The sequence below is a fragment of the Nonomuraea helvata genome, assembly GCF_039535785.1.
GTDB lineage: Bacteria > Actinomycetota > Actinomycetes > Streptosporangiales > Streptosporangiaceae > Nonomuraea > Nonomuraea helvata.
Genome location: NZ_BAAAXV010000005.1, coordinates 228,542 through 251,062, shown reverse-complemented (window position 1 = coordinate 251,062; position 22,521 = coordinate 228,542). Strand labels below are relative to the sequence as shown.

The 22,521-nt window shown below is 70.0% G+C and carries 28 protein-coding genes, 1 tRNA gene and 1 pseudogene; 18 read left to right on the top strand and 12 right to left on the bottom strand.

Annotated features, from left to right (window positions below):
* Window positions 1-63 precede the first annotated feature (63 nt).
* Window positions 64-1,863: a Na+/H+ antiporter NhaA gene (nhaA, locus tag ABD830_RS20505; RefSeq protein ID WP_344989513.1), complete on the bottom strand. Its 1,800-nt coding sequence runs from the start codon at window positions 1,861-1,863 to the stop codon at window positions 64-66.
* A gap of 40 nt (window positions 1,864-1,903) precedes the next feature.
* A complete protein-coding gene (locus tag ABD830_RS20500; protein WP_344989510.1) occupies window positions 1,904-2,584 on the bottom strand; it encodes a GAP family protein in 681 nt (226 codons plus the stop codon).
* 182 nt (window positions 2,585-2,766) lie between these two features.
* On the opposite strand from ABD830_RS20500, the gene ABD830_RS20495 reads away from it, so the two are divergent.
* Window positions 2,767-3,120: an SPW repeat domain-containing protein gene (locus ABD830_RS20495; RefSeq protein ID WP_344989508.1), complete on the top strand. Its 354-nt coding sequence runs from the start codon at window positions 2,767-2,769 to the stop codon at window positions 3,118-3,120.
* A gap of 56 nt (window positions 3,121-3,176) precedes the next feature.
* Here the strand turns inward: ABD830_RS20495 and ABD830_RS20490 are convergent, their stop codons facing one another.
* Complete coding sequence (locus tag ABD830_RS20490) at window positions 3,177-4,550, bottom strand: Dyp-type peroxidase (RefSeq protein ID WP_344989505.1); 1,374 nt, start codon at window positions 4,548-4,550, stop codon at window positions 3,177-3,179.
* A gap of 238 nt (window positions 4,551-4,788) precedes the next feature.
* Between ABD830_RS20490 and ABD830_RS20485 the strand changes: the two genes are divergently transcribed.
* Entirely contained in the window at window positions 4,789-5,169 is a 381-nt protein-coding gene (locus tag ABD830_RS20485) for a hypothetical protein (protein WP_344989503.1), read from the top strand.
* Here ABD830_RS20485 and ABD830_RS20480 read toward each other — a convergent pair.
* A complete protein-coding gene (locus ABD830_RS20480; RefSeq protein WP_344989501.1) occupies window positions 5,145-5,639 on the bottom strand; it encodes a 2-thiouracil desulfurase family protein in 495 nt (164 codons plus the stop codon). The two genes, ABD830_RS20485 and ABD830_RS20480, sit on opposite strands and share 25 nt — an antisense overlap.
* The gene (locus ABD830_RS20475; RefSeq protein ID WP_344992943.1) at window positions 5,609-6,964 is read right to left on the bottom strand and encodes a DHA2 family efflux MFS transporter permease subunit; all 1,356 of its coding nucleotides are present in this window, start codon (window positions 6,962-6,964) and stop codon (window positions 5,609-5,611) included. The genes ABD830_RS20480 and ABD830_RS20475 overlap by 31 nt, the downstream gene beginning before the upstream one ends.
* A 43-nt stretch (window positions 6,965-7,007) precedes the next feature.
* On the opposite strand from ABD830_RS20475, the gene ABD830_RS20470 reads away from it, so the two are divergent.
* The 8 genes from ABD830_RS20470 (at window position 7,008) to ABD830_RS20435 (ending at window position 12,302) form a co-directional block, all read left to right on the top strand.
* On the top strand, window positions 7,008-7,697 hold the full coding sequence (locus ABD830_RS20470; RefSeq protein ID WP_344989500.1) for a TetR/AcrR family transcriptional regulator: 690 nt from the start codon (window positions 7,008-7,010) through the stop codon (window positions 7,695-7,697).
* Between the two features lie 32 nt (window positions 7,698-7,729).
* A complete protein-coding gene (locus ABD830_RS20465; RefSeq protein WP_344989497.1) occupies window positions 7,730-8,092 on the top strand; it encodes a hypothetical protein in 363 nt (120 codons plus the stop codon).
* On the top strand, window positions 8,089-8,469 hold the full coding sequence (locus ABD830_RS20460; RefSeq protein ID WP_344989495.1) for a hypothetical protein: 381 nt from the start codon (window positions 8,089-8,091) through the stop codon (window positions 8,467-8,469). The genes ABD830_RS20465 and ABD830_RS20460 overlap by 4 nt, the downstream gene beginning before the upstream one ends.
* A gap of 31 nt (window positions 8,470-8,500) precedes the next feature.
* On the top strand, window positions 8,501-9,139 hold the full coding sequence (locus tag ABD830_RS20455; protein ID WP_344989492.1) for an SRPBCC family protein: 639 nt from the start codon (window positions 8,501-8,503) through the stop codon (window positions 9,137-9,139).
* Window positions 9,140-9,436: 297 nt separating this feature from the next.
* Entirely contained in the window at window positions 9,437-10,666 is a 1,230-nt protein-coding gene (locus ABD830_RS20450) for a CynX/NimT family MFS transporter (protein WP_344989489.1), read from the top strand.
* Window positions 10,663-11,493 (top strand): alanyl-tRNA editing protein, encoded by an 831-nt coding sequence (locus tag ABD830_RS20445; RefSeq protein ID WP_344989486.1) that lies wholly within the window; start codon window positions 10,663-10,665, stop codon window positions 11,491-11,493. Before ABD830_RS20450 ends, ABD830_RS20445 begins: the two co-directional genes overlap by 4 nt.
* 55 nt (window positions 11,494-11,548) lie before the next feature.
* Window positions 11,549-11,764: a helix-turn-helix domain-containing protein gene (locus tag ABD830_RS20440; RefSeq protein ID WP_185078147.1), complete on the top strand. Its 216-nt coding sequence runs from the start codon at window positions 11,549-11,551 to the stop codon at window positions 11,762-11,764.
* Window positions 11,765-11,768: 4 nt separating this feature from the next.
* Window positions 11,769-12,302: a Clp protease N-terminal domain-containing protein gene (locus ABD830_RS20435; RefSeq protein WP_344989483.1), complete on the top strand. Its 534-nt coding sequence runs from the start codon at window positions 11,769-11,771 to the stop codon at window positions 12,300-12,302.
* 80 nt (window positions 12,303-12,382) lie between these two features.
* On the opposite strand, the pseudogene ABD830_RS20430 reads toward ABD830_RS20435, so the two are convergent.
* Window positions 12,383-12,484, bottom strand: a pseudogene (locus ABD830_RS20430) (RNA polymerase subunit sigma-24); the annotation flags it as partial.
* Window positions 12,485-12,538: 54 nt separating this feature from the next.
* On the opposite strand from ABD830_RS20430, the gene ABD830_RS20425 reads away from it, so the two are divergent.
* Window positions 12,539-12,611: transfer RNA gene (locus ABD830_RS20425), tRNA-Ala, on the top strand.
* A gap of 378 nt (window positions 12,612-12,989) precedes the next feature.
* On the opposite strand, the gene ABD830_RS20420 is transcribed toward ABD830_RS20425, so the two are convergent.
* Together ABD830_RS20420 and ABD830_RS20415 are read right to left on the bottom strand one after the other, a co-directional pair.
* Entirely contained in the window at window positions 12,990-13,427 is a 438-nt protein-coding gene (locus tag ABD830_RS20420; protein WP_344989480.1) for a VOC family protein, read from the bottom strand.
* Between the two features lie 14 nt (window positions 13,428-13,441).
* Entirely contained in the window at window positions 13,442-13,801 is a 360-nt protein-coding gene (locus ABD830_RS20415; protein ID WP_344989477.1) for a VOC family protein, read from the bottom strand.
* A gap of 322 nt (window positions 13,802-14,123) precedes the next feature.
* On the opposite strand from ABD830_RS20415, the gene ABD830_RS20410 reads away from it, so the two are divergent.
* Window positions 14,124-14,375 carry a hypothetical protein gene (locus tag ABD830_RS20410; protein ID WP_344989474.1) on the top strand — a complete coding sequence of 84 codons (252 nt, stop codon included), beginning with the start codon at window positions 14,124-14,126 and terminating at the stop codon, window positions 14,373-14,375.
* 17 nt (window positions 14,376-14,392) lie between these two features.
* Complete coding sequence (locus tag ABD830_RS20405; protein WP_344989471.1) at window positions 14,393-14,800, top strand: type II toxin-antitoxin system VapC family toxin; 408 nt, start codon at window positions 14,393-14,395, stop codon at window positions 14,798-14,800.
* A 244-nt stretch (window positions 14,801-15,044) separates the two neighbouring features.
* On the opposite strand, the gene ABD830_RS20400 is transcribed toward ABD830_RS20405, so the two are convergent.
* Entirely contained in the window at window positions 15,045-16,064 is a 1,020-nt protein-coding gene (locus ABD830_RS20400) for a glycoside hydrolase family 113 protein (RefSeq protein WP_344989468.1), read from the bottom strand.
* 102 nt (window positions 16,065-16,166) lie between these two features.
* On the opposite strand from ABD830_RS20400, the gene ABD830_RS20395 reads away from it, so the two are divergent.
* Window positions 16,167-16,832 carry a TetR/AcrR family transcriptional regulator gene (locus ABD830_RS20395; protein ID WP_344989465.1) on the top strand — a complete coding sequence of 222 codons (666 nt, stop codon included), beginning with the start codon at window positions 16,167-16,169 and terminating at the stop codon, window positions 16,830-16,832.
* A 41-nt stretch (window positions 16,833-16,873) separates the two neighbouring features.
* On the top strand, window positions 16,874-17,305 hold the full coding sequence (locus ABD830_RS20390; RefSeq protein ID WP_344992937.1) for a GNAT family N-acetyltransferase: 432 nt from the start codon (window positions 16,874-16,876) through the stop codon (window positions 17,303-17,305).
* Between the two features lie 16 nt (window positions 17,306-17,321).
* Here the strand turns inward: ABD830_RS20390 and ABD830_RS20385 are convergent, their stop codons facing one another.
* Complete coding sequence (locus ABD830_RS20385) at window positions 17,322-17,711, bottom strand: VOC family protein (protein WP_344989462.1); 390 nt, start codon at window positions 17,709-17,711, stop codon at window positions 17,322-17,324.
* Between the two features lie 90 nt (window positions 17,712-17,801).
* Between ABD830_RS20385 and ABD830_RS20380 the strand changes: the two genes are divergently transcribed.
* Window positions 17,802-18,746, top strand: coding sequence for a helix-turn-helix transcriptional regulator (locus ABD830_RS20380; protein WP_344989460.1), 945 nt, complete (start codon window positions 17,802-17,804; stop codon window positions 18,744-18,746).
* 6 nt (window positions 18,747-18,752) lie between these two features.
* On the opposite strand, the gene ABD830_RS20375 is transcribed toward ABD830_RS20380, so the two are convergent.
* Entirely contained in the window at window positions 18,753-18,953 is a 201-nt protein-coding gene (locus ABD830_RS20375; RefSeq protein WP_344989457.1) for a DUF4236 domain-containing protein, read from the bottom strand.
* Window positions 18,954-18,966: 13 nt separating this feature from the next.
* The gene (gene pdxR / locus ABD830_RS20370; protein WP_344989454.1) at window positions 18,967-20,346 is read right to left on the bottom strand and encodes a MocR-like pyridoxine biosynthesis transcription factor PdxR; all 1,380 of its coding nucleotides are present in this window, start codon (window positions 20,344-20,346) and stop codon (window positions 18,967-18,969) included.
* A gap of 104 nt (window positions 20,347-20,450) precedes the next feature.
* Here pdxR and ABD830_RS20365 point away from each other — a divergent pair, with 104 nt between their 5' ends.
* On the top strand, window positions 20,451-21,203 hold the full coding sequence (locus ABD830_RS20365) for a metallophosphoesterase (RefSeq protein ID WP_344989451.1): 753 nt from the start codon (window positions 20,451-20,453) through the stop codon (window positions 21,201-21,203).
* A 313-nt stretch (window positions 21,204-21,516) separates the two neighbouring features.
* Window positions 21,517-22,491, top strand: a complete 975-nt coding sequence (locus tag ABD830_RS20360; RefSeq protein WP_344989449.1) for an ABC transporter substrate-binding protein — start codon at window positions 21,517-21,519, stop codon at window positions 22,489-22,491.
* Window positions 22,492-22,521 lie beyond the last annotated feature (30 nt).

The window sequence follows — 22,521 nt, the reverse complement described above, 5'->3', positions numbered from 1 at the left end:
CAGTGGATGCGGTGAACCCCATGGGAACTCCGATCTGGGGGTAGGAAACCGGACTCGATGACGTTACGGGGATCGGCGGAGGTCTTCCACTGCCCTGCTGATCGAATGCAGGTCCAGGGGGCCCTGGTAGCGCATGCCGTTCAGGAAGAGCGTGGGGGTGCCGCGCACTCCGCTGTCGCGGCCCGACTCCTGGTGGAGAGCGATCCGCGCGGAGTGGTCCGGCACGTCGGCCCAGGCGTCGACGTCCAGCTGGGCGGCGTAGTGCTCCAGGTCGGCGTCGGTGAGGAAGCGCTGGTTGTCGTAGAGGATGTCGTGCATCTCCCAGAACCTGCCCTGGTCGGCCGCCGCCTCGGACACGATCGCGGCGGCCGTGGCCCGCGGGTGCAGCGTCGGCAGCGGGAAATGCCGGAAGACCAGCCGTATATCGGGATTCTTCTCGAGAAGTTCATCCAGGATCGGGTGGAGCCGCCCGCAGTACGGACACTCGAAGTCCCCGTACTCCACGATCGTCACCGCGGCGTTCTCCGGCCCCCGCACATGGTCCCTGGGCCCGACCGGCACGGTGAGCCGGTCGGGCAGCTCCTCGGCGGGCTCGGCCTCGGGCGGCGCGCACACCCCGCCCCGATCCCACGCCATCCGGAAGATCACCCATCCCATCGCGGCGGACAGCAGCGAGCCCGCCAGGATGCCGATCTTCGCCTGGGTGTGGATGGCCGGGTTGTCGGAGAAGGCCAGGTCCACGATGAACAGCGCCACCGTGAACCCGATCCCGGAGACGGCCGCTCCGCCCAGCAGCTGCCCCCACACCAGGTTCCCCGGCAGGATCCCCCACTTGAACCGCAGCGGCAGCCACGTGCCGAGTGAGATCCCGGCGAACTTGCCCAGCACCAGGCCGAGCGCGACACCGATGGAGACGGGCGAGGTGAGGGCGGAGCGCAGGCTCTCGCCGTCGAGCGGCACCCCGGCGTTGGCCAGCGCGAAGACCGGCACGATCACGTAGCTGCTCCACGGATGCAGCCGCAGTTGCAGCCGCTCGTTCACGGAGACGGCGCGCTGGACCCGCCGCGTGGCCTCCCTGGCAGCCGCCGCGCTCGGCTCGCTGGTGAACTCCTGCACGGCCTCGCCCGCGAGCAGCAGCTTGTGGTCGGTGGGCGCGTAGACGAAGACCAGGATGCCGAGGGCGATGCCGACCAGGGTCGGGTGGATCCCGCTCTCGAGCGTGGCCACCCAGAGCGCGAACCCCAGCACGATGTAGGCGGGCGCCCGCCAGATCCGCAGCCACCGCAGGGTCACGATGGCCGCGAGCAGCAGGGCGGCGGCGATGAGCGCGGGCACGTCGATGGCGGCCGTGTAGAAGATCGCGATGATCATGATCGCCAGCACGTCGTCCACGATGGCCAGCGTCAGCAGGAACGCCCGGAGCGGATCGGGGCACCGGGCGCCGACGACGGCCAGCACGCCCAGCACGAACGCGGTGTCGGTGGCGATCGGCACGCCCCACCCGCCCGCGCCGGGGCCGCCGGCGTTGAGCAGGAGGTAGACGCCGGCCGGGACCAGCATCCCGCCGAACGCCGCGACCGCGGGGACGGCGACGAGCCGCCGGTCCCTGAGCTGTCCGAGCCGCACCTCGTACGAGACCTCGAGCCCGATGAGGAAGAAGAAGACGGTCATGAGGCCGTCGTTGACCCAGTGCCGCAGGTCCAGCGAGAACGCGGCGTCCCCGAAGGAGATCCCCATCCGCGTGTGCCAGAACGCGTCGTAGGTGCCGGCCCACGGTGAGTTGGCCCAGAGCAGGGCGAGCACCGTGGCGACCAGCAGCACGCTCGTGCTGCCTGCCTCGGTCCTCAGGAACGCCCGCAACATCTCAGATCTCCCCCCGAAGATCCAGCGGAGGCATCCGATCCTATGGGCTCCGGAAGAACAGATAGAACGCCGCATCCCGGGCCAGCAGGAAACCGACGATGGCCAGCCCCCAGCTCAGGGCCGACGCCGCGTGCCTGCTCATCCAGGCTCGCAGGCGCTCCAGCTTCGGCTCCAGCCAGGCTCCCGCCAGGCCGCGCAGCCCCATGAGCGCCAGCGGCGGCAACATCATGACGAGCACGTACGCGGCCAGCACGGGCACCCACTGCTCGGCCGGCAGCTCCGACGTGGTCATGATGCCGATCGCGGCGAGGTAGGGCACCATCGTGGCCACCTCCAGGGCTCCGGCGCTCAGCCCCAGCAGCACCATCACCCGGGGACCGCCCACCCGGGGCTCGAAGCGCCGCTCGGGCCTGCCGAGCTTCGCGCGCCGCTTGGGATCGAACCGGAAGCTCAGCGCGAACAGCCCGGCGCCCAGCGCGAGCTGCACCCAGTACGCCGGTCCGCTGCGCAGCGTGTCCCCGAAGCGCTCCATCGCCGTCGAAAGCCCCAGCATGAGCGCGACTCCCACCAGGAAGTAGAACGCCGCCAGCGTGGCGAGGTAGATCGACAGCCGCGGGCGTTCCGAAGCAAGCAGCAGGTACACGGGGATGCCGAGGGTGCCGAAGCTGGTGCTGTCGACGAGCGCGAGGGCGGCGAGCGTGAGCAGCAGTCCGATCGTCATGCCAGGATCATGCCGCCGCGGGCCGGGGCCCCGCCTCCTCCGGCGGGCTGAACCCGGCGTACACACTTCTTCGCACCCCGGCGCCGGGAGAACGGGAATCTCCGCAGGTCATTCGGGGTTATAGAAGTAAGATCGACTGACCGAACAGGCCAGCCTCGCAAACGCCGTTGGCGGAGGTTCTCATGAAGGCATGGTCGCGCTGGCAGGACTGGGTGACCCTGATCGCCGGCATCTACGCGCTACTCTCCCCGATCTGGGTCGCGAGCGCCTCGGGCGCCGCGCCGTCCCTGATCGTGCTGGGTATCCTCATCGCGCTCACCTCCCTCGCGTCGCTCGCCAGGCCCGGCCTGGTCGCGACCGAGTGGCTGAACACGCTGTGGGGCGTGCTCCTGTTCGTCGCCCCCTGGGTCATGACCTACACCCAGGAGCGCGGCGCGTCCTGGACGTCCTGGGTCGTGGGCGTCGTCACGGTGGTGCTCAGCCTGACCGCGGTGCCGGTCAGCCGGGCGGCGCACCGCCACGTGATCCAGCACTAGGCACTCACCGAAAAGGCCGGGCCCCGAACGAGGTCCGGCCTTTTACGTGCGCGGTGTTACAGATTGCGCAGGTACGCCAGGGACGGCGCGAAGAAGTACTCGCCGCCCCTCATCGTCACCGTCTGAGCCACCTGAGCCTGCGGGGTGGACATCTCCGGCTTCCCCCAGACCTTGGGGAACGTCACCTTGATGTCCCGCGCGCCCTGCCCGATGACCGGATCGTGACCGGTGGCCGGGTTGAGGAAGTCGGGGTTGTTCGCCCACGACTGCTGCGTGAACTCGAACTGGCTCACCAGGCTCCCGTTGAACGCCATGAAGAGCAGCCCCACCTCACCGCTCGGCCGCGTCTCCGGCGGCGAGTCGTCCCACGGCTGGTCGGTGCGCTCCCCGTACGTCTGTCCCCGCCGGGCCATGAGCACCTCTCGCCCGAACGAGCGCGGGTTGGTCTTCCTGATGTGCCCGCTGAACGGGCACTTGGTGCCCTCGCCATCGTCGTCGAAGGTGAAGTCGTTGCTCACCGGCCCGCCGCCGGCCTTCGCCTTGCTGGTCAGGGGAGTGCCGTCCCTGAACCGGCCGACGATCATGGCTCCCGCCCGGTCGCGGTCGGCGCCGGCCAGGCCGAGGTTGTCGGCCAGGTCCCGCTCGATCTCCTTGAACGCCCGCACGTTCTGCTCGAGCTTCCTGAACACCAGGTAGCTGCCGTGGTGACGGACCGGGTTCGGCGCGAAGGGGTCGGGCACGAGGACGTTGCTCAGCGGGAACGCCGGGTTCCAGTGCTTCTTCGGCTCCTTGTCCACCTCGTCCTTCACGAACAGCGGTTGGCTGCGGCCGTCCACGTACCCGAAGTGCTCGATGCCGTCACCGGCGGGGTTGCGCATGCCCTGCCCGGTCTCCTCGCCGAGCAGTCGCGCGCTCTCCGGCAGCTCGCCGAGGATCTCCTCGCGCAGCGCCGCCACCCGCTCCGGCTCCGCGTCGCCGATCATGATGACGGCGTGGATCTCCCGCTGGTACGTGCGCTCCCACATCTCCACCGGCGGGTCGTTGACCTCCGCGATGCGCCGCTTCATGCCGTCGCGGAACACCTTGTCCCCGAACTTGCGCAGGTCCTCGACCGAGTGGCCGAGGTCGCGGTATCCGGCCTTGCTGATGCCGACGCCCACGTACGGCGTGCCGCGACGGCCCTTGGCGGCGAAGTCGCGCACCTCCTCCAGGTGCTTGCGCGCCGACTTCATCTTGGTGGTCGCGACGTGCCGCAGGAACGCTCTCCCTTCCTTGACGTCGTTGAACCTGACGAACAGCACGGACAGGTGCTCGCGCACGTGCGCGCGCAGGATGTTCGGCTGGAGATTGTCGAGCATCGCCTTGGTGTCCGCGTCGAGCGTGGCCGAGTCCCAGGCCAGAGGTTGTGCGTTGTTCAGGTCGACAGGCATTGCCGAGTCCCTTTCCCCGTTTCGATGTGAAATCGGGCCCCCTACGCGCCGCATGAGAAACGTTCTTCGCGAATCCCCCGACGCGCCCCAATTCGTACGACTCCCAAGAGCGCGAGAAAGTTTCCCTGAATACGGCCGGTTGGATTTCCCGATCCGGGCGGCCTACCGCTCACGTGGTACCCGCGCCGCCTCCCCAGGGACGATTACGCGGTCACCGCCGGGTGCGAACGTGGAGCCCATGGACGCACTCCGCACGGCTCTGGGCCGGTTGTCGCTGCTCTACGCGCTGGTCTTCCTCTTCTTCGCGCTGATGCACGCGGGGATCGCGTTCGGGCCGGTGGGCGAGCCCGTGATCGTGCCGGCCGCGATCGTGGAGACGCTCTGCGCCGCGGCCATGCTCACCGGGGCGTACGGCGTGCTGGCCGGGCGGGCCTGGGCCTGGGACGGGCTGATCTACAGTCACGCGGCCGCGCTGGCCGGGGTGCTGCTGGGGATCCTGTCGCTGGCGCTCGGGCCGGGCCCGGAGAGCGCGCCGCTCGGCTGGTATCACAGCGTGATGGCGGTCGCGCTCGCCGCCGGGCTCACGGGAGCGTTCTACGTCTCCAGGGTGCGCAGGTAGTCGGCGGCCTCGTCGATCTGGTCCTCGCCGAAGACGCGGATGCCGTTCTGCTCCAGCAGGGCCGTCGTGACGCCCTGTCCCGGGGTGCGGTGGCCCGTGAACGTGCCGTCGTAGATCGACAGCGCGCCACAGGACGGGCTGCCCTCCTTCAGCACCGCCAGCCGGATGCCGGACGCCTGGGCTGCCGCGAGCGCCGACCGGGCGCCCGCCAGGAACTCGGCCGTGACGTCGGACCCGTCGCTCGCCAGCACGCGGGCGGCACCGGACAGGACGGCCGCGCCGCCCGCCCCGCCCTCGATCTCGGCGGCCGGGCGCGGGATCGGCAGCCCGCCCGCGACCTCCGGGCAGTGGGGCACCAGCCTGCCCTCTTCACGCCACGTCGCCAGCCGGGCGTCCGCGCTGGTCTTGGCGCGGCCGTCGTAGCGCACCCGGCGGCCCATCAGGCAGGCGCTGACGAGGACTTTCTCCATGTCTTCGATCCTATGAGCGCGATCGGCACCAGTGAGACGGCGGCCAGCGCGATCGCGACGCCGAACGCGTACCCGAAGGGCCGCTCCACGCCGGTCCTGGTGAACACCTGCAGCAGCACCGCGAGCACCGCGACGCCGAACGGCGAGGCGAGCCGTACCAGGATCGTGCTCAACGTGGTCGCGGCCGGGATGGCGACCGGCTCCAGCGTCTTGAACGCCGCCGCCATCACCGACGTCGACACCAGCCCGTGCCCGAGCCCGAGCACGAACATCGGCACAGGGCCGCCGAAGGCGGCGAATGCCGCGATGCCCGCCACCGCCACGACCACGCCCGCCGCGCCGATGCCGCGCGGACCCCTGGCGTCGCTCAGCCTGCCGCCGATCGGCATCGTGATCGCCGCGCCGATCCCCATCGGGGCCATCAGCAGGCCCGCGTCCAGCGCGCTCCCGCCCTGCGCGAGCTGGCTGTAGAGGGGGACGAGCACGGTGAAGCCGAACATCGCGGCCGAGTAGCACACGAGCGCGGTCACCGCGGAGGCGAACGTCCTGTTCCCGAAGAGCCGCAGGTCCAGCAGCGTCCCCGTCCTCCGCAGCGCCCGCACCGCGAACGCGGCGACCAGCGCCACCCCGGTCCACAGCGCGGGGTGCAGGGGCGAGGCCCCGTCGCCGATCTCGGACAGCCCGTAGACCAGCGCGGCCAGGCCCGGTGACAGCACCGCCAGGCCCAGCACGTCGAGGCCCTGCGGGTTCGCGCCCGGCTCACGCGGCAGGAGCAGGAACGCGGTCACCAGCGCCACCGCGCAGACCGGCACGTTGATCAGGAACAGCCACCGCCAGCCGAGTCCCTCCACGATCATCCCGCCCAGCGGCGGCCCGAGCACGGGCACCAGCATGGCGGGGACCGAGATCGTGGCCATCGCGCGGCCCATCCGCTCCTTGCCCGCCGCCTGGGCCAGCATCGTCTGGCCGACCGGCAGCAGCAGGCCCCCGCCCAGCCCCTGCACCGCCCGGAAGGCGACCAGGCTGCCGACCGACCAGGCGGCGGCGGTCAGCGCGGAGCCCGCGACGAACAGCACGAGCGAGACCAGCCAGACGTTCCTGCTGCCGAACCTGCCCACCGCCCAGCCGGTGACCGGGACCGTCATCGCCAGGGCCAGCAGGTAGCCGGTCACCGCCCACTGCATGGTGGCGAGCGTCGAGTGGAAGTCGCGGGCCAGGGTGCCGAGGGCGACGTTGACGATCGTGGTGTCGAGCATCGTCATGACGACGCCCAGGAGGACGACCAGGCCCGTGGTCCAGAGTGGATTTCGTACGGCGTATCGCATGTCGTACACCGTAGCAGTTTCGTACACTGTCTAAAATCGGACGGTGAGTTCGATCTGGTCCCGTCCTTCGCCGCCCCGCCGCCCGGTGCTGACCAGGGAGGCGATCGTGGCCGCCGCCGTCGCCGTCGCCGACGCCGAGGGGCTGGCCGCGGTCTCGATCCGGCGCGTGGCCGCCGAGCTGGACGCGCGGGCGATGACGCTGTACTCGTACATCGAGCGCAAGGAGGACCTGCTCGCGCTGATGCTCGACGAGGTGAGCGCCGAGGTGCTCGTCGAGGAGCCGCTGCCGGCCTCGTGGCGCGAGGCGCTGCTGCTGCTGGCGCGGCGCGAGCGCGAGCTGGTGCTGCGCCACCCCTGGCGCGTGGAGCTGATCTCGCAGCGGGTGGAGATCGGGCCCAACGGGCTGCGGCACGTGGAGCAGAAGCTGTCCGCCTTCGACGGGCTCGGGCTCGACCGGCTGACGTGCTGGCGGTTCCTGGCGGTGTTCAACGACTACATGACCGGGTTCGTGGTGCGGGAGTCGCTGGAGCGCGGGGCGCCCAGGTCCGAGGGGATCAACGACGCGGAGCGGGCGGCCGTTGCGGAGCCGCACATCAAGGAGCTGGTCCGGAGCGGCGAGTTCCCGCGGCTCGCGCCGATGATCGAGCAGGGGGTGCGCGGCGCGGACGACAACTTCGAACGCGGCCTCAACTGGGTGCTCGACGGCATCGAGCGGGCGCTCCCCGGAAGGTAGACTGCCCGCCCCTGGGGATAGCCTTGGCCCCGATGAACACCGTCGTCTCCACGATCGTCATCGTCGCCTCGCTGCTGCTCACGCTGGCGAGCCTGATCGTCGCGATCCGCAACCGGCCGATGGGCATGGTCCTGCTGGTCGGGTTCGCCGTGCTCGAGGTGGCGATACTCGTCCAGGCGGGCTTCGTGATCGCGGCGGTGGCCGGGGGCGAGGGGCCCGACGAGAAGGTCACGCTGTTCGGCTACGTCGCCGGGCAGGTGGTGATCCCGCCCGCCGGGGTGTTCCTGGCGCTGGCCGAGCGGAGCCGGTGGGGGTCGGCGATCCTGGTCGTGGCCGGGTTCGCGATCGCGGTGATGACGGGCCGGATGCTGCAGATCTGGCAGGGGGGCGCGTGACCACCTCCATCAGCACCGGTCCCGGCCGTGCCCTGATCGCGGTCTACGGGCTGTTCTCGCTGGCCGCCGGGGCCCGCGCGGCGGTCCAGATCCTGACCAAGTTCGGCGAGGCGCCTCTGGCGTACTCGCTGTCGGCGTTGGCGGCCGTCGTCTACATCGCGCTCACCGTCGCACTCTGGCGCGGGGCCCGCACCTTCGCGCTGGCGGGGCTGGTCATCGAGCTGGCCGGCGTGCTGGTCATCGGCACGCTGAGCCTCCTCGACCCGGCCGCCTTCCCCGACGAGACCGTCTGGTCGGTGTACGGCAAGGGCTACGTCTTCATTCCGCTCGTGCTGCCCGTGGTGGGTCTGTACTGGGTTCTGCGGCGCAGGCGTTAGCCCGCGGGGCGCTCGGGCAGTGCAACCTGCTATGAGCACGATCGAACACTCAGTGGACGTAGAGGTCCCCGTCAGGGTGGCCTACAACCAGTGGACGCAGTTCGAAAGCTTCCCCGAATTCATGGAGGGCGTGGAGTCGGTCAAGCAGATCGGCGACACGCGTACGGCCTGGGTGGCGGAGATCGCCGGGGTCAAGCGCGAGTTCGAGGCCGAGATCACCGAACAGCATCCCGATGAGCGCGTCGCATGGCGCTCCCTCGACAAGCCGCGCCACGCGGGCGTGGTGACCTTCCATCGGCTCGACGACTCGAGGACACGGGTCACGCTCCAGATGGAGTACGACCCGGAGGGCTTCCTGGAGACGGCGGGGGACTGGCTGCAGCTCGTCCGCCTGCGCGTGGTCAACGACCTGGACCGTTTCAAGGCGTTCATCGAGTCGCGCGGCAGTGAGACCGGCGGCTGGCGCGGCGACGTGCCGGGGCCTCACCAGCGAGGCTCGACGTACGACGACTCGACCCAGCCCACGCCACCCGGGCCGGTGGGCGGGGATCCGCTCGTACCGCCCGGCACCGTGGGCGGCGGGGACCCCCGGCCCGGCGGCACTCTGCCGCCGCCCGGACCGGTCCCGCCCCGCACCGAGCCCCCGGGGGGCGCCGGCCCGGTCCTGTGACCTGAGCCGACGGCCGGCCGGGCCGGCACCACGCAGCCCGGCCGCGCCACCCTCCACCCCTCTGCGCCACGCCTCGCGATGGCGCAGTGTCATTCCCCCTCCCCCCCAATTCACCTTCCGGGCGGCCCGCGCCGCTCGTGCTGCATGTCACCTGCGCCCCGCCGATGCACGGGTGCTCCACTCCACCCGCGGCACAACCCCATCCCATGAGGCGAGACGGTCAGGAATAAAGGGGGTTTCGGGCCCGTTAAGATGGCGATTCGTCCCATGACTTGATGAGTGGAGGACTCGCCCCGCATGAGCGTGCTCGCCCCGGAAGCCCGCCGCACCACCACCGGCCCCCTAGCCTGGCTCCTCGTGCTGGGGATCGTCCTCGCCGCCCTCAATCTCCGCACCGCAGTGACCAGCGTCGGCCCTCTCCTCGACCAGCTGGCCGGCGCGCTGGGCATGTCGAGCGTCGGCACCGGACTGCTCACCACGCTCCCCGTGCTCGCGTTCGCCAGCGTGGGCGCCCTCACGCCCACCCTGGCCAGGCGCGTCGGCGAGCACCGGCTGCTCCTGCTCGCCCTCGTCACCTTGGGCGTCGGCATGCTGGTCAGGTCGCTGGTCGGATCGGCCCCCGTGTTCCTCGTGAGCAGCGCCGTCGCGCTCTCCGGTGGCGCGGTCGGCAACGTGCTCATCCCCACGCTGATCAAGCGTCACTTCCCGGCCCGTACCGGAATCATGACCACCGTCTACACCACGGCCCTGGCGGCGGGCACCATGCTGGCCGCCGCCGCGACCGTGCCCATCGAGCGCGCGTCAGGCGACTGGCACATCGCGCTCGGCGTGTGGGCGGCCCTGGCCGCCGTCGCCGCCATTCCGTGGCTTGCGCTTCTGCGCAGTGAGCCGGAGCGGGACACGGGCAGCCGGGACGCGGGCATCCGCGGCCTCCTCAGGAGCAGGCTGGCGTGGATGGTCGCGATCTACTTCGGCACCCAGTCGATGATCGCTTACGTCATGTTCGGCTGGCTCGCCACCATCCTGACCGACAGCGGGTTCAGCACCTCGCAGGCGGGGGTTATTCTCGGCGTGTTCACCGCGCTGAACATCCCCGTCTCGATCTTCGTCCCGATGGTCGCCGCCCGTTTCCGTGACCAGCGTCCGGTCGTGGTCGGGCTGGTCGCCTTCTACGCGGCCGGGTTCCTCGGGCTGTGGCTCGGGCCCGCCGACCTGGCGCTGGTCTGGGTGGTGCTCATCTCCGTGGGCATGGGGTCGTTCCCGCTGGCGCTGACGATGCTGGCCCTGCGCACCCGCACGCCCGAGGCCACGGCCGCGCTGTCGGCGTTCGCGCAGAGCGCGGGATACCTCATCGCCGGCGCCGGTCCTCTCCTCGTCGGCGTGCTGCACGAGGTGACCGGCGGGTGGGCGCTGCCGTTCACGCTGCTCCTCGTGGTGCTCCTCGCCCAGCTCTTCACCGGCCTGTACGCGGGCCGCAACCGCTACCTGGAGGACGAGTACGCGGCGCCTGCGAAAATGACCGGGTGAAGACAACCCTCGTCACCTTCCCCGACGGCCGGACCAGCGGCCGTTCCCAGATCGTCGGGGCCGTGCCGGTGGGGGACCGGCACGGTCTCGTCGTCACCGAGACGCCGTTCCACCCCCTCAACCATGCCTGGCCGGACCAGCCCGCGGACCGGGGCACGATCGGGGGCCTGCCGGTTCTCGACTGCGTGACAGGGGCCCAGTCGAGCACCGGCGAGGTCCTCGTCGGCGACGCCATCCCGGTGCGGCGGGGCACCGAGGGCTGGGAGTGGCTGGTCGTCCACGTCACCGAGGAGCCGCTGCCCGTGGGGGCGGAGGTGGAGCTCGAGGCGGACGCCGATTTCCGCGCGGCGGTCTCGGCCGGTCACACCGTCTGCCACCTGGCCGCCCTCGCCCTGAACTCCGCGCTGGCCGATCGCTGGCGCAAGGAGACGGCGCCCGACCCGCTCGGCAGCCCCGACTTCGACCACGCGGCGATCGTCTCGTCGCGGATCCTCCCGCACGGGAGCGTGGACGTCTACCGCCTGGGCAAGTCGCTGCGCAAGAAGGGGTTCTCCGCCGAGGGGGTGGACTTCGAGAAGGTCGCCCAGCAGGCCAACGAGCGGTTCGCGGCATGGGTGGCCGCCGACGCGCCGGTCTGGTTGGACATCCCGGGGCCGGAGCTGACGGATCGCCGTACGTGGCACTGCTCGCTGCCGGACGGCGAGGCCTCCATGGCGTGCGGCGGCACCCACGTCAGGAGCACGGCCGAGCTGGGCCGGGTCGAGGTCGAGCTCACGCTCGAGGAGGCGACCCTGACCATGCGCGTCACCTGCGGCCTGCCCCTCTGATCATTTCCGTCAGCATGTGTTGACAAGCACCCGCTTGTCAGCACATGCTGACATCATGGAAGTCACCGAACTGGCCGAGGCGGCCGCCGATCGCGACCCAGGAGTGGGGCTGGCGGCCGTGGCCGCGCTCAGGGCCCTGCTGGAGGAGCTGGAGGCGACGCACGTGTCGAACGCCCGCGCCCAGGGCTGGTCGTGGGAGCAGATCGCCGACGCGCTGGGGGTTCGGCGGCAATCGGCTCATCGCAAGCATGCTCGCAGGACGGGGAGGTAGTCGCGTGTTCGCCAGATTCACCGAGGGCGCCCGCAGGGCCGTGGTCAAGGCGGGGATATCCGCGCTCGACGCGGGGCGGTCCGCGCTCGACGCCGATCTGCTGCTGCTGGGGGTGGCCGAAGTGCGGCCGTTCTCGCTGTCGTCGTTCACCGCCTCCGCGGCCGACGTGCGGGCGCGGGTCGACGTGGGCGACACGCGGTCGCTGTTGGCCACGTTCGGGATCGACCTCGACGCCGTGCACCGCCGGACCAGGACGGGCCTGGACGCCCCGGGGCTGTGGCACCTGCGGCGGTCACGGCTGCGGCCCCTGCGGGTGACCCTGTATGGGCCTCTGGGTGAGATCCCGCTGGCCATGCACGCCAGGAAGGCGATCGAGGTGGCCATGTGGTGGCGCCCCGGGCCGGTCACGGGGGAGGGTCTGCTGTGGGGGCTGCTCGCCGACCACGCGAACGGCGCGGCCAAGATCCTCAGGGACGTCGGGGTGGACCACTCCGCGCTGGTACGCGAAGTCCGCATGCCTGCCCGGCGAAGCGCCTGACCCCCGTCCCCGCGTGCCTCAGACGGGCTCCAGGTGGGAGATCTTCTCCGGATTCGCCATGAGGAAGATCGTGTCGATCAGGCGCTGACGAACCGCTCGGTGATCCGCCTCCGCTCGTCCCTGTCCACGTCGAACCGCGGCCGCCTCTCCCGCACGTGCTCCCGCGCCCGCCGCGCGAGCTGGGCCCTCGGTGTGACACAGGGGCTCCGGAACTCCGATACACTTGGTGATCGCAAGGGGCTATGGCGCAGTTGGTAGCGCGCCTCCATGGCATGGAGGAGGTCTGGGGTTCGAATCCCCATAGCTCCACCCCAACGGTGTTACTCGCACACCGCCTTCCAGGGCGATGGCGAGTAGCGCCGAGGTCCGCTGCACGGCGGTGTCCCTAGAGACACCGCCGTTTTTGCGTGTCTGAGACCTGTGGACGTGCAGCGACCAAGTCTCCCTTCACCGCTCCCAGCTCCTGGCAGGAAGGAGCGGCTCTCGTGAACGAGCAATCAGACCTGCGCTGGGCAGAAGGGACCCGCGCTTTCCCACTGGAGGAGGGTGTGGGCTACGTACGCGCGTGGGCGGAGGCCCAGCATGCCGCCACCGGCTAAGAGCAGCCGGCCGGGTGGCAGGTCGATCTCTCCGGCCACCGCGGCCGCCCCTGACCGCCAGGGATGACGATGACGCGCAGGCGGCCACCTATCGGCTGCCGCCTTCCGCATCGCCAGGAACGCCGCGGGGCGGCGCATTCTGGGGCCGGTAGAAGAGTTCGAGCGCGATGCCGTCGGGATCGGGGAATGCGATCGCCAGTCCGCCCCGGCCGGTGCCGGTGATCGGCGTATACGAAACGCCTAGCGCGGCCAGTCGGTCCTGCCAGGCGTCCAGGTCGGTCCGGTCGGCGACGCTGAGAGCAAGATGGTCAAGGCCGGCTCGCCGTTCATCGAACTCGCCGCCGCCGAGCAGGTGCTGGTGGAGGACCAGGATGATGCCACTGGCGGGGTGTACACAAAGGGTGCGTTTCCACTGGTCGGTGGTTTCGGTCGCGGTCGGTTTGAAACCCAGGACCGTCTCGTACCAGCCGACGCTGCGATCGTGGTCGCGGACCGACAAGGTCACATGAGCCCAGCCCGTGATCATGCGGCTCACCCCGTTCAGGCGGTACGGGAGGGAAGGACGCAGAACTCGTTGCCCTCCGGGTCGGCCAAGACGACCCATGAGGCGTCGACGCTCTGGCCGACCTCCGCGCGAGTGGCGCCGAGCGCGACGAGGCGGGCGACTTCGGCTTCCTGGTCATCGGGGCGGAGGTCGAGATGCAGCCTGTTCTTGGTGGCCTTGGTCTCGGCCACGGGAGTGAAGGCCAGCCAGGGCATGGTCTGCTCGTCTTCGGCGATGAGATGGGCGCCGTTGGGTAAATCACGACGGGCCTTGTAGCCCAGGGCTTGGGACCAGAAGTCGGCCAGCCGGGCCGGGGCGGTACAGTCAATGGTGACGCACAGTATCGAGCTGGACATGAGGAGCCTCCGAAAATAGCGATGTTGCTACGGCGCGACGATGTGGCGTTGTACCCGCGCGGGGGCGTGTGGCACCGCCAAAGCAGGACAAGCAAACTTTTGGCGCGAGTGACGTAGTTGTCCAGCGATGCTCGACAGTGTGGGGCCTTTCGCCCAAGGCGTTTCATCTGTGCTACATGACACTCACGGAACCGCCCCGATGTGGGGTGGGCTGCTGATGAACACCCACTATGGCCAGCTCGCCTTGTCGTGGTACGTCGTGGTACGGCGCGGGTGCCATTAGGGCATGGATGCTCAGCGGTCTCGTCCGGCTGAGGTGAGCGTGCGGCAGTTCGTCAACGACTCCGGTAGCGTCACGCGCGGCTTGCGCGAGGGGAAGCGGTACATTTTGACGATCAACGGTGAGCCGCTTGCCGAGGTGAAGCCGATCAAACGTCGTCGCTTCGTCCCTACGGCCGAGGCGCAGGCCGTCTTCGCCACCGCCCCGGTTGTTGACTGGGATGAGGTGCGGGCTGATCTGGAGACGGCTATCGATGATGAGCTGCGTGATCCGTTCGAGGGGACGGGCTTGTGATCCGGTATGAGCGAGGCGTGCTGGACACCAACATCGTGGCCGCTTTCAAGCTCTTTGATCCCGCTGAGCTGCCCGTGGAGTCGACGATCACCGCCGTCACGCTCGGCGAGCTGTCGCGTGGGCCGTACGCCACCGATGATCCGGTCAAGCGTGCCGGAAGGATTGCGGTGCTTCAGCATGCCGAGGCGGCGTTCGGTGATCCGCTGCCGTATGACGCCGAGGCGGCCCGGATGTTTGGTCAGCTTTGTGCCGTCGTGTACGCGCAAGGTCGGCAGCCACGGAGCCGGACCGCCGGCTTGATGATCGCCGCGACAGCCGCCAGCAACGAACTGCCGTTGTTCACGGCGAACCCCAAGGACTTCGACGGCTTGGAACGGCTGGTGGACGTGGTCGCCGTGATGCGACCTCACGGCGCGACGGGCTAGCGCAAGTGGCGGGTCAGCCTTGTCGAGAGGATGATGGCGCATGGCCGTTCGCCGGTCTTCCGAGGAGCCGTTTGTCGCGCCCCATTCGGTCACGCATGGCCAGTTCTCTTCAAGGGCTCGATCGCCTGACGCAGCTCAACCACCTGCGACATCGTGTTCGAGTAAGCGGTAAGCAGGTCCACCTAAGTGGTGTTATTTCGCTCAACGGCGGTGTCCTTCGGGGTGCCGCCGTTCTTGCGTCTGGTCAGCCGCGGTAGAAGTCGGCCAGTGCGGTGAAGGCGGCCTTGGGCTCCCATGGCATGTCCGGATACGTGTCGCCGTTGCGGTCTTCGAGCACCTTGACGATGCCGGGACTGGCCAGGTCGAGGTCGCGGCGAGGGTCGTCGGGGCGGTGCGGGAAGCCGTCGAGCGCGAAGAGATACACGAAGGCGCTGTCAACGCCTTCGGCCTCGAAGATCTCCAGCAACTCGCGCAGGTAGGCGGCCTGGCCGGCTTCGTCGCGGACGTAGTCCCCGTTCAGCCCGACCGGGCGACCGGTCCTGTCGTACTCGACGATCTCCATGCTGCGCGGTGCGACGTCGCCGGCACCCCGCCAGGTGGCCGTGCCGAAACCGGTGATCGCGACCGGCTTTCCCTGCGCGACGAGGTTGCGCACGCCGTCCCGGAACTGGTCGGCCACCTCGGCAGACCGGATGAGTTCGACCGACATGATGTCGAAGAGGGTCCAGTCGACGCGCTCGAACGGTATGCCGGCATAGGTGATCTTCCCCCGGAAGCACTCGCGTACCGCCGTGACGGCCTCGCCGAGAAAGTCGTTGAGGCGGGCACTCACCTCGGCGAGCCGCTCGGCCCGGCCATCGGGCCGGCTCAACAGCAGACCGAGCCGCTCCTCCAGGTTGTCACCGGGAAAGAACCCCTGGTTCATGACGCTCAACTCGACACCGGCGACGAACACGACCTCGGCTCCCGCCTGCCGGACCCGCTCCGCCCGCTGTGCGCAGTCGGCGAACAGCGACAGGATCTCCGCGGCCGTCAGTTCCAGCGGATAGGGCGAGAACCAGACCTCCAGCCCGAGCTCGGCGGCGCAGCGGGCAGTCAGTTCCAGCCGCTCCGGATCGCCGCCGACGATGTGGACGGCGTTGCAGTGCAGGTCATCACGGATGATGGCCAGCTCCCGCCGGACCACGTCGAGATCGAATCGCTCACGAGAGATCTCGCCGTCACGAACGAAGCCGGTGTCGTACGCGATGCCTTTGGCACGCATGGTTGTGGTCCTTCCTGTGGGTTTCCGACGGCCCGACAGTAGGACAAAAAAGTGCGTGCACGCAAGTTTGCGTGTGCGCATATTTGCTGGGATGCTTGGACGGTGACGACGCGACGGACGGGGCTGCGCGAGCAGAAGAAGCAGGCCACCAGGGAGGCGCTGCGCGAGGCGGCCCTGCGGCTGGCCCTGGAACATGGGCCGGAGAACGTGCGCGTCGACGACATCGCCGAGGCGGCCGGAGTCTCGCCGAGGACCTACAACAACTACTTCTCCAGCCGCGAACAGGCCATTGTCGCCGCCGTCACCGCCGAACGAGAAGCACGGGTCGCGGCGGCGGTCGCCGCCCGGCCCACCGTCGGCCTCGCCGACGCCGTGGTCGAGGCGATCGTGGAGCAGTACACCGACCCGGGAGAGCGCCATCGCGACGCGCTGCTGCTGATCACCACCCGCCCCGCGCTGCGCGAGGCGTTCGTCGACACCGCCGGCGCGGTCGAACACTCCCTCGCCGATGTGATCGCCCAACGCCTCGGCGACACCGACCCGCACGCCCCCCGTGTGCTCGCGGCGAGCGTGGCCGCCGCGATCCGGGTCGCGCTCCACCAATGGGTGCAGCCGAGGACCGCGTCCCCCACGGCCGGCGGGCTCGTCGTGCCGTCCGGCTCGCTGCCCGACCTGCTCCGCGCCGCACTCGCACCGCTGGCGCCCGCACTCGACGCGGCCGAGCAACGAGCACGGCGACACTCGGGTTCGAAGAGCACGGCCCAGTAGGCTCGGACGCATCACCCTAGTTCGAGGAGAGCCCATAATTGGTGGTCATTTCTCAGGAGACGTCGTTCGACGAGGCCGAGCTGTACGAGCTGTACGACTCCGTGGGCTGGAAGCCCTGGACGCAGGACATCGCCAAGGTGCGCCGTGCCCTGGCGAACTCGCACCTCGTCATCACCGCCAGAGACGAGGCCGGGCGGCTGCTGGGCGTGGCGCGCACGGTGTCCGATGACGAGATCATCTGCTACGTGCAGGAAGTGCTGGTCAACGAGAGGTACCACGGCCGGGGGATCGGGCGGCGGCTGATGGAGCACCTGGTCGAGCGGTACGCGCACTGCCGGTACTTCATGCTGACCACCGACCACGAATCCACCCCTGAAGGGGTCGCCAACCACGCCTTCTACCGGCGCATGGGCCTGATCGAGCATCACGAGCAGGGGCTGTCCGCCTTCGGGCTGCCGGTGCACGGCTCCTGAGGCGGACCGGGACACGTCACTTCCCGAGCACGTCCAGGTAATGCTGGTTGTACATGATGCCGAGGACGTTGCCGAACGGATCGATCACGGACGCGGTGACGAACCCCTCGCCGTGCTTCGTGATCGGCCGGTGCTTCTTGGCGCCCATGGTGAGCAGGCGCTCGAGGGTGGCCTCGAGGTCGTCCACGTGCCAGTGCATGATCGTGCGTCCGGGCCGGTCCGTATCCCCAGCCGGGGCATAGCGGCTGTCGATGATGCCCAGCTCGTGCTGGTAGTCGCCGACGCGCCACTCGATGTAGCCGGGGACCTGGTAGTACGGCTCCAGCCCGAGCAGCTCGGTGTACCAGGCCTTGGCCGCCTCGAGGTCGGCTGCGTAGAAGTTGAGGGTGGCGAGTCCGCGGAGCATGTGTCTGGTCCCTTCTTTCCGGTGATGAACACAATCCTTCCGGACAAAGTGCTCACCGAATGAGCACTTTTCAGGGGAGAATTTCCGACCATGCGAGCCGATCGACTTGTCGCCGCCCTGCTGCTCATGCAGGCCCGCGGCCGGGTGACCGCGGCCGAGCTGGCCGTGGAGCTGGAGGTGTCCGTGGCCACCGCGCGGCGCGACCTCGAAGCGCTGTCCGCGGCGGGCATCCCCGTCTATCCGCAGGCCGGGCGCGGGGGCGGCTGGTCGCTGCTGGGCGGCGCGAGGACCGACCTCTCCGGGCTCACCGCGAACGAGGCCCAGGCGCTCTTCCTGATGGCGGGGCCGGCCGCCTCCGCCGCGCCAGAGGTCAAGTCCGCGCTGCGCAAGCTGCTGCGGGCCCTGCCCCAGACGTTCAGGGCCGAGGCCGAGGCGGCCGCCGACGCCGTGGTGGTCGACCCCGCCCGCTGGGGCGAGCGCGACCGCGAGCGTCCAGAGCTGGTGGAGGCCCTCCAGAACGCCACCGTACGGCGCCGCAAGGTCAGGCTCGTGTACGAGGGCCGCTCCCGCGAACAGACCCACCGCCTGGTCGACCCCTGGGGCCTGGTCGACAAGGACGACGTCTGGTACCTGGTGGCCGGCACGGAGGCCGGGCAGCGTACGTTCCGCGTGGACCGGATCGTCGACGCTGCCGTGACGGACCTGACCTTCGAGCGGCCCGAGGGGTTCGAGCTGTCGCAGGCGTGGGGGAAGGTCGTGAACGAGATGGAGCGGCGGCGCTCGCTGCTCTCCGCGACCGTGCTCATCGCCGAGAGGTTCCTGCCGGTGCTGCGCTCCCAGTTCGGACGCCACTGCGAGGTCGTGGGGACCGAGGACGACGAGCGGGTCAGAGTACGGGTGGCGGCGCCGATGGCGTTGACGATCGCTGAGCAGCTGGCCGGGTGGGGCTCGCGGGTGGAGGTCGTGGAGCCTGACGACGTCCGGGCGCAACTGGCCAGGATCGGGTCCGAGCTCGTCGAGCGTTACCGCACCTGACCGCCGCTAATACCGCCGGTGGCGCCGGCCGCCGAACGACTTGCCGACGTGGAAGCCGCCGGGCAGGTGTACCGAGACGTGACGACGGCCGTCTGGAGAGGTGGTGACGCGGAAGCGCCGGTTGCCGACGCTGTGGCCCACGCCATGTCGAGATAGGTTGATCCGGAACGGTCCTACTTTGATGGTCTTTCGGTAGTGCCAGCCCATGTTCCTCCTTCTCTCATCTTGACAACGACCGGCGCGTCCGGCTGGTTCCGGCGAGCACCTGTGCCAGGGCTTCGAGGGCGTGCGGATAGGCGCGTTCCGACGGGGCGGCGTACCCGATGAGCAGGCCCTCGCGGCCGGCGCCCCGCCAGAGAGGGGAGGCGCCGCGCAGGGCGATGCCTCGCCGCTCGCAGGCGGCGAGGAGCTCCGCCTCCGTGGGGCCGGTCTCGGGGAGCAGGAGGAGGGCACGTAGCCCCGCGGCCACCCCGGGCAGGACGACGCCGGGGAGTGGCTGGTCCGGCCCTGGGCCGAGCCGGGCGAGCAGGAGTTCGCGGCGGCGGCGGTAGCGGAGGCGGGCGGCGCGGATGTGGCGTTCGTAGTCGTGGGTCTCGATCATCCTGGCCAGGACGAGCTGGCCGAGCACCTCGGTGTGGGCGTCGGCGTACCGCTTGGCCTCGGTCACCGGGCCGATCAGCGAGGGCGGCACCGCCATCCAGGCCAGGCGGAGGGCGGGGGAGAGGGACTCGGAGGTGGTGCCGACGTACACGACCTGCTCGGGCGCGGTGCCCTGGAAGGCGCCGACCGGCTGCCGGTCGTAGCGGAACTCCCCGTCATAGTCGTCCTCGACCACCGGTCCGCCCCACTCGCGCAGCGCGCGTCGGCGGGACGGGTGCAGGGGGACGCCGATGGGGTACTGGTGAGCGGGCGTGACGACCGCCGCCGCGGTGGCCGGGGTGAGCGTGTCCACCTGCGCGCCGAGCTCGTCCACGGGCAGCGGTACGGTGCCGCGCCCGGCCCGGCGCATCACCTCGCGGTAGAAGTCGTGCCCCGGCTCCTCCATGGCGAAAGGCCCGTCGATCACGCGGGCGAGCAGGTTGAGCGCCTGGACGAACCCCGTCGTCACCACGATCAGGTCCGGCGTCGTGATCACGCCGCGTGTCCTGCCGAGATAGCCGGCCAGGGCCGCCCGCAGCTCGATCCGGCCGCGCGGGTCGCACGGGCCGAAGACCTCGGCGGGCGCGGTGGCGAGCACGTGCCGGGTCGCCCGCAACCAGGCCCGCGCGGGAAAGGCCGACACGTCCGGGTGACCGGGCCGCAGATCGTGCGGCGGCGCAGGCGAGGGCCCGGACGGCTCAGGAAGGGGCGGCGCGGTCCGGGTCACGCCGGCGACCTCGGTGGCGGAGCCGGGGCGGGCGGTCAGGTAGCCCTCGGCGACGAGCTGGTCGTACGCCGCGCTCACCGTGCCGCGCGAGAGCCCCAGCTCGGCCGCCAGCGCGCGCGTCGAGGGCAGCCGCGCGCCGCGCGGCAGCCGCCCGTCCCTGACCGCCTGCCGCAGCGCCTCCTCCAGCCCGCGTCGCCGTCCGCCGGCAGTGGAGACCTCCAGATGCAGATCCACGCCGAAACCGGCCCAACTTTTCCGCACAGAACCGGATCTTACGGATGGTCCGGTATCTCGGCTTACGGTGGGTGAGCTGGCCATATCCGGAAGGACCCCATCACATGATCGTGATCGCTCACCTGAGCGACATCCACATCGGCGCGACACCCCAGAGCATCGGCCGTGCCGCCTCCGTCATGCGCTACCTCGACGCGCTTCCCTACGACCTCGACGCCGTGCTGGTCACCGGCGACATCGCCGACCACGGGCTCGCGGAGGAGTACGAGGAAGCGCGCAAGCTGCTCACCTCACGCCACCCGGTCCTGGTCGGTCCGGGCAACCACGACGTACGCGGACAGTTCCGGCGCGTCCTGCTCGGCGAGCAACAGCCGGAGGACGACGGGCCGATCAACCAGGTGCTCCGCACCTCCAAGGCCGTTTACGCCATGTGCGACTCCTCGATTCCCGGCGAGGACGCGGGGCGCCTGGACGAGGAGACGATCGCCTGGCTGGAGGGCGTGGTCGGCGGCGCTGACCTGCCGGTCTTCGTGGCCTTCCACCACCCGCCCGCCATCCTGCACAGCCCGCCCGTGGACGACATCCGGCTGCACGCGCCCGAGCCGCTGGCCGAGCTGCTCGGGCGGCACCCGAACGTGCCCGCCGTGCTGGTCGGCCACGCCCACACGCCCGCCGCCACGACCTTCGCCGGGCGTCCGCTGCTGGCGGCCCCGGGCGTCGTCTCCACGCTGAAGCTGCCGTGGGAGGGCGGGACGTCGTTCGACAACTGCGTGGACTTCGATCTTCCGCCGTCGGTCGCCTTCCACGTCCTCGACGACGAGGGCCGGGTGACCACCCACTACCGCGTCGTCCAGTGAGAAACAGGGGCGGACCTGTTGCTCGGGTCCGTCCCTGTCAGCCCGGATCCGTGTAACCCGACCGTAATGCCGGGAGCCCTTGACGTGCGTGTTGTTAGCGTTCACAGTCGGCAGAGCGACCCCGTTACGCGGGAGCTCGAAGCGATCGGCAGGCGCGGCTATCGCCGTCACCTCGTCGTGCGCGCACTCCAGGAGTGATCAGCTTCGACACCACGCGGCCCGGTCGGGCCGGGGTGCGGGCGTACAGGAAGGCAGGGGAGCGCCGCCATGCCAAACGGCATGTTAGCGCTCACATAGGAAGGAACCCCCCAACGTGTTCAAGAGGATCTCGGCGCTGGTGCTCGCCGGGCTCACCGCGATGACGGTGACTTCGTGCGGCGGCAGTGGTGGCGGCAGTGGCGGTGGCGGTGGCTCGATCACCATGGGCTTCTCCCAGGTGGGTGCGGAGAGCGGGTGGCGGACCGCGAACACCAAGTCGGTGCAGGACTCGGCCAAGAACGCGGGCATCACGCTCAAGTTCTCCGACGCTCAGCAGAAGCAGGAGAACCAGATCAAGGCCATCCGCTCCTACATCCAGCAGAAGGTGGACGTCATCGCCTTCTCGCCGGTGGTGGAGTCGGGCTGGGACACGGTGCTCAAGGAGGCAAAGGACGCGAAGATCCCGGTCATCCTGACCGACCGCGCCGTCGACTCCAAGGACACCTCCCTGTACAAGACCTTCCTCGGCTCCGACTTCGTGGAGGAGGGCAAGAAGGCCGGCCAGTGGCTGGTCAACGAGTACAAGGACAGCAAGGACCCGGTGAACATCGTCGAGCTGCAGGGCACGACGGGCTCGGCGCCGGCCAACGACCGCAAGGCCGGGTTCCAGGACGTCATCAAGGCCGACCCGAAGTTCAAGGTCATCGCCTCGCAGACCGGCGACTTCACCAGGGCCAAGGGCAAGGAGGTCATGGAGGCCTTCCTGAAGTCCAACCCCGACATCGACGTGCTGTACGCGCACAACGACGACATGGGCCTGGGCGCGATCGAGGCCATCGAGGGCGCGGGCAAGGTGCCCGGCAAGGACATCAAGATCGTCACCGTGGACGCGGTCAAGGACGGCATGCAGGCGCTGTCCGACGGGAAGATCAACTTCATCGTCGAGTGCTCGCCGCTGCTCGGCCCGCAGCTCATGGACCTGGCCAAGAAGGTCGTCAAGGGTGAGCAGGTGCCTGCTCGCGTGGTGACCCAGGAGACCACGTTCACGCAGGAGCAGGCCAAGCAGGTGCTCTCCTCCCGTCAGTACTGACCGCCTTGTCGGGGGTGTCGCTCCCCGTAC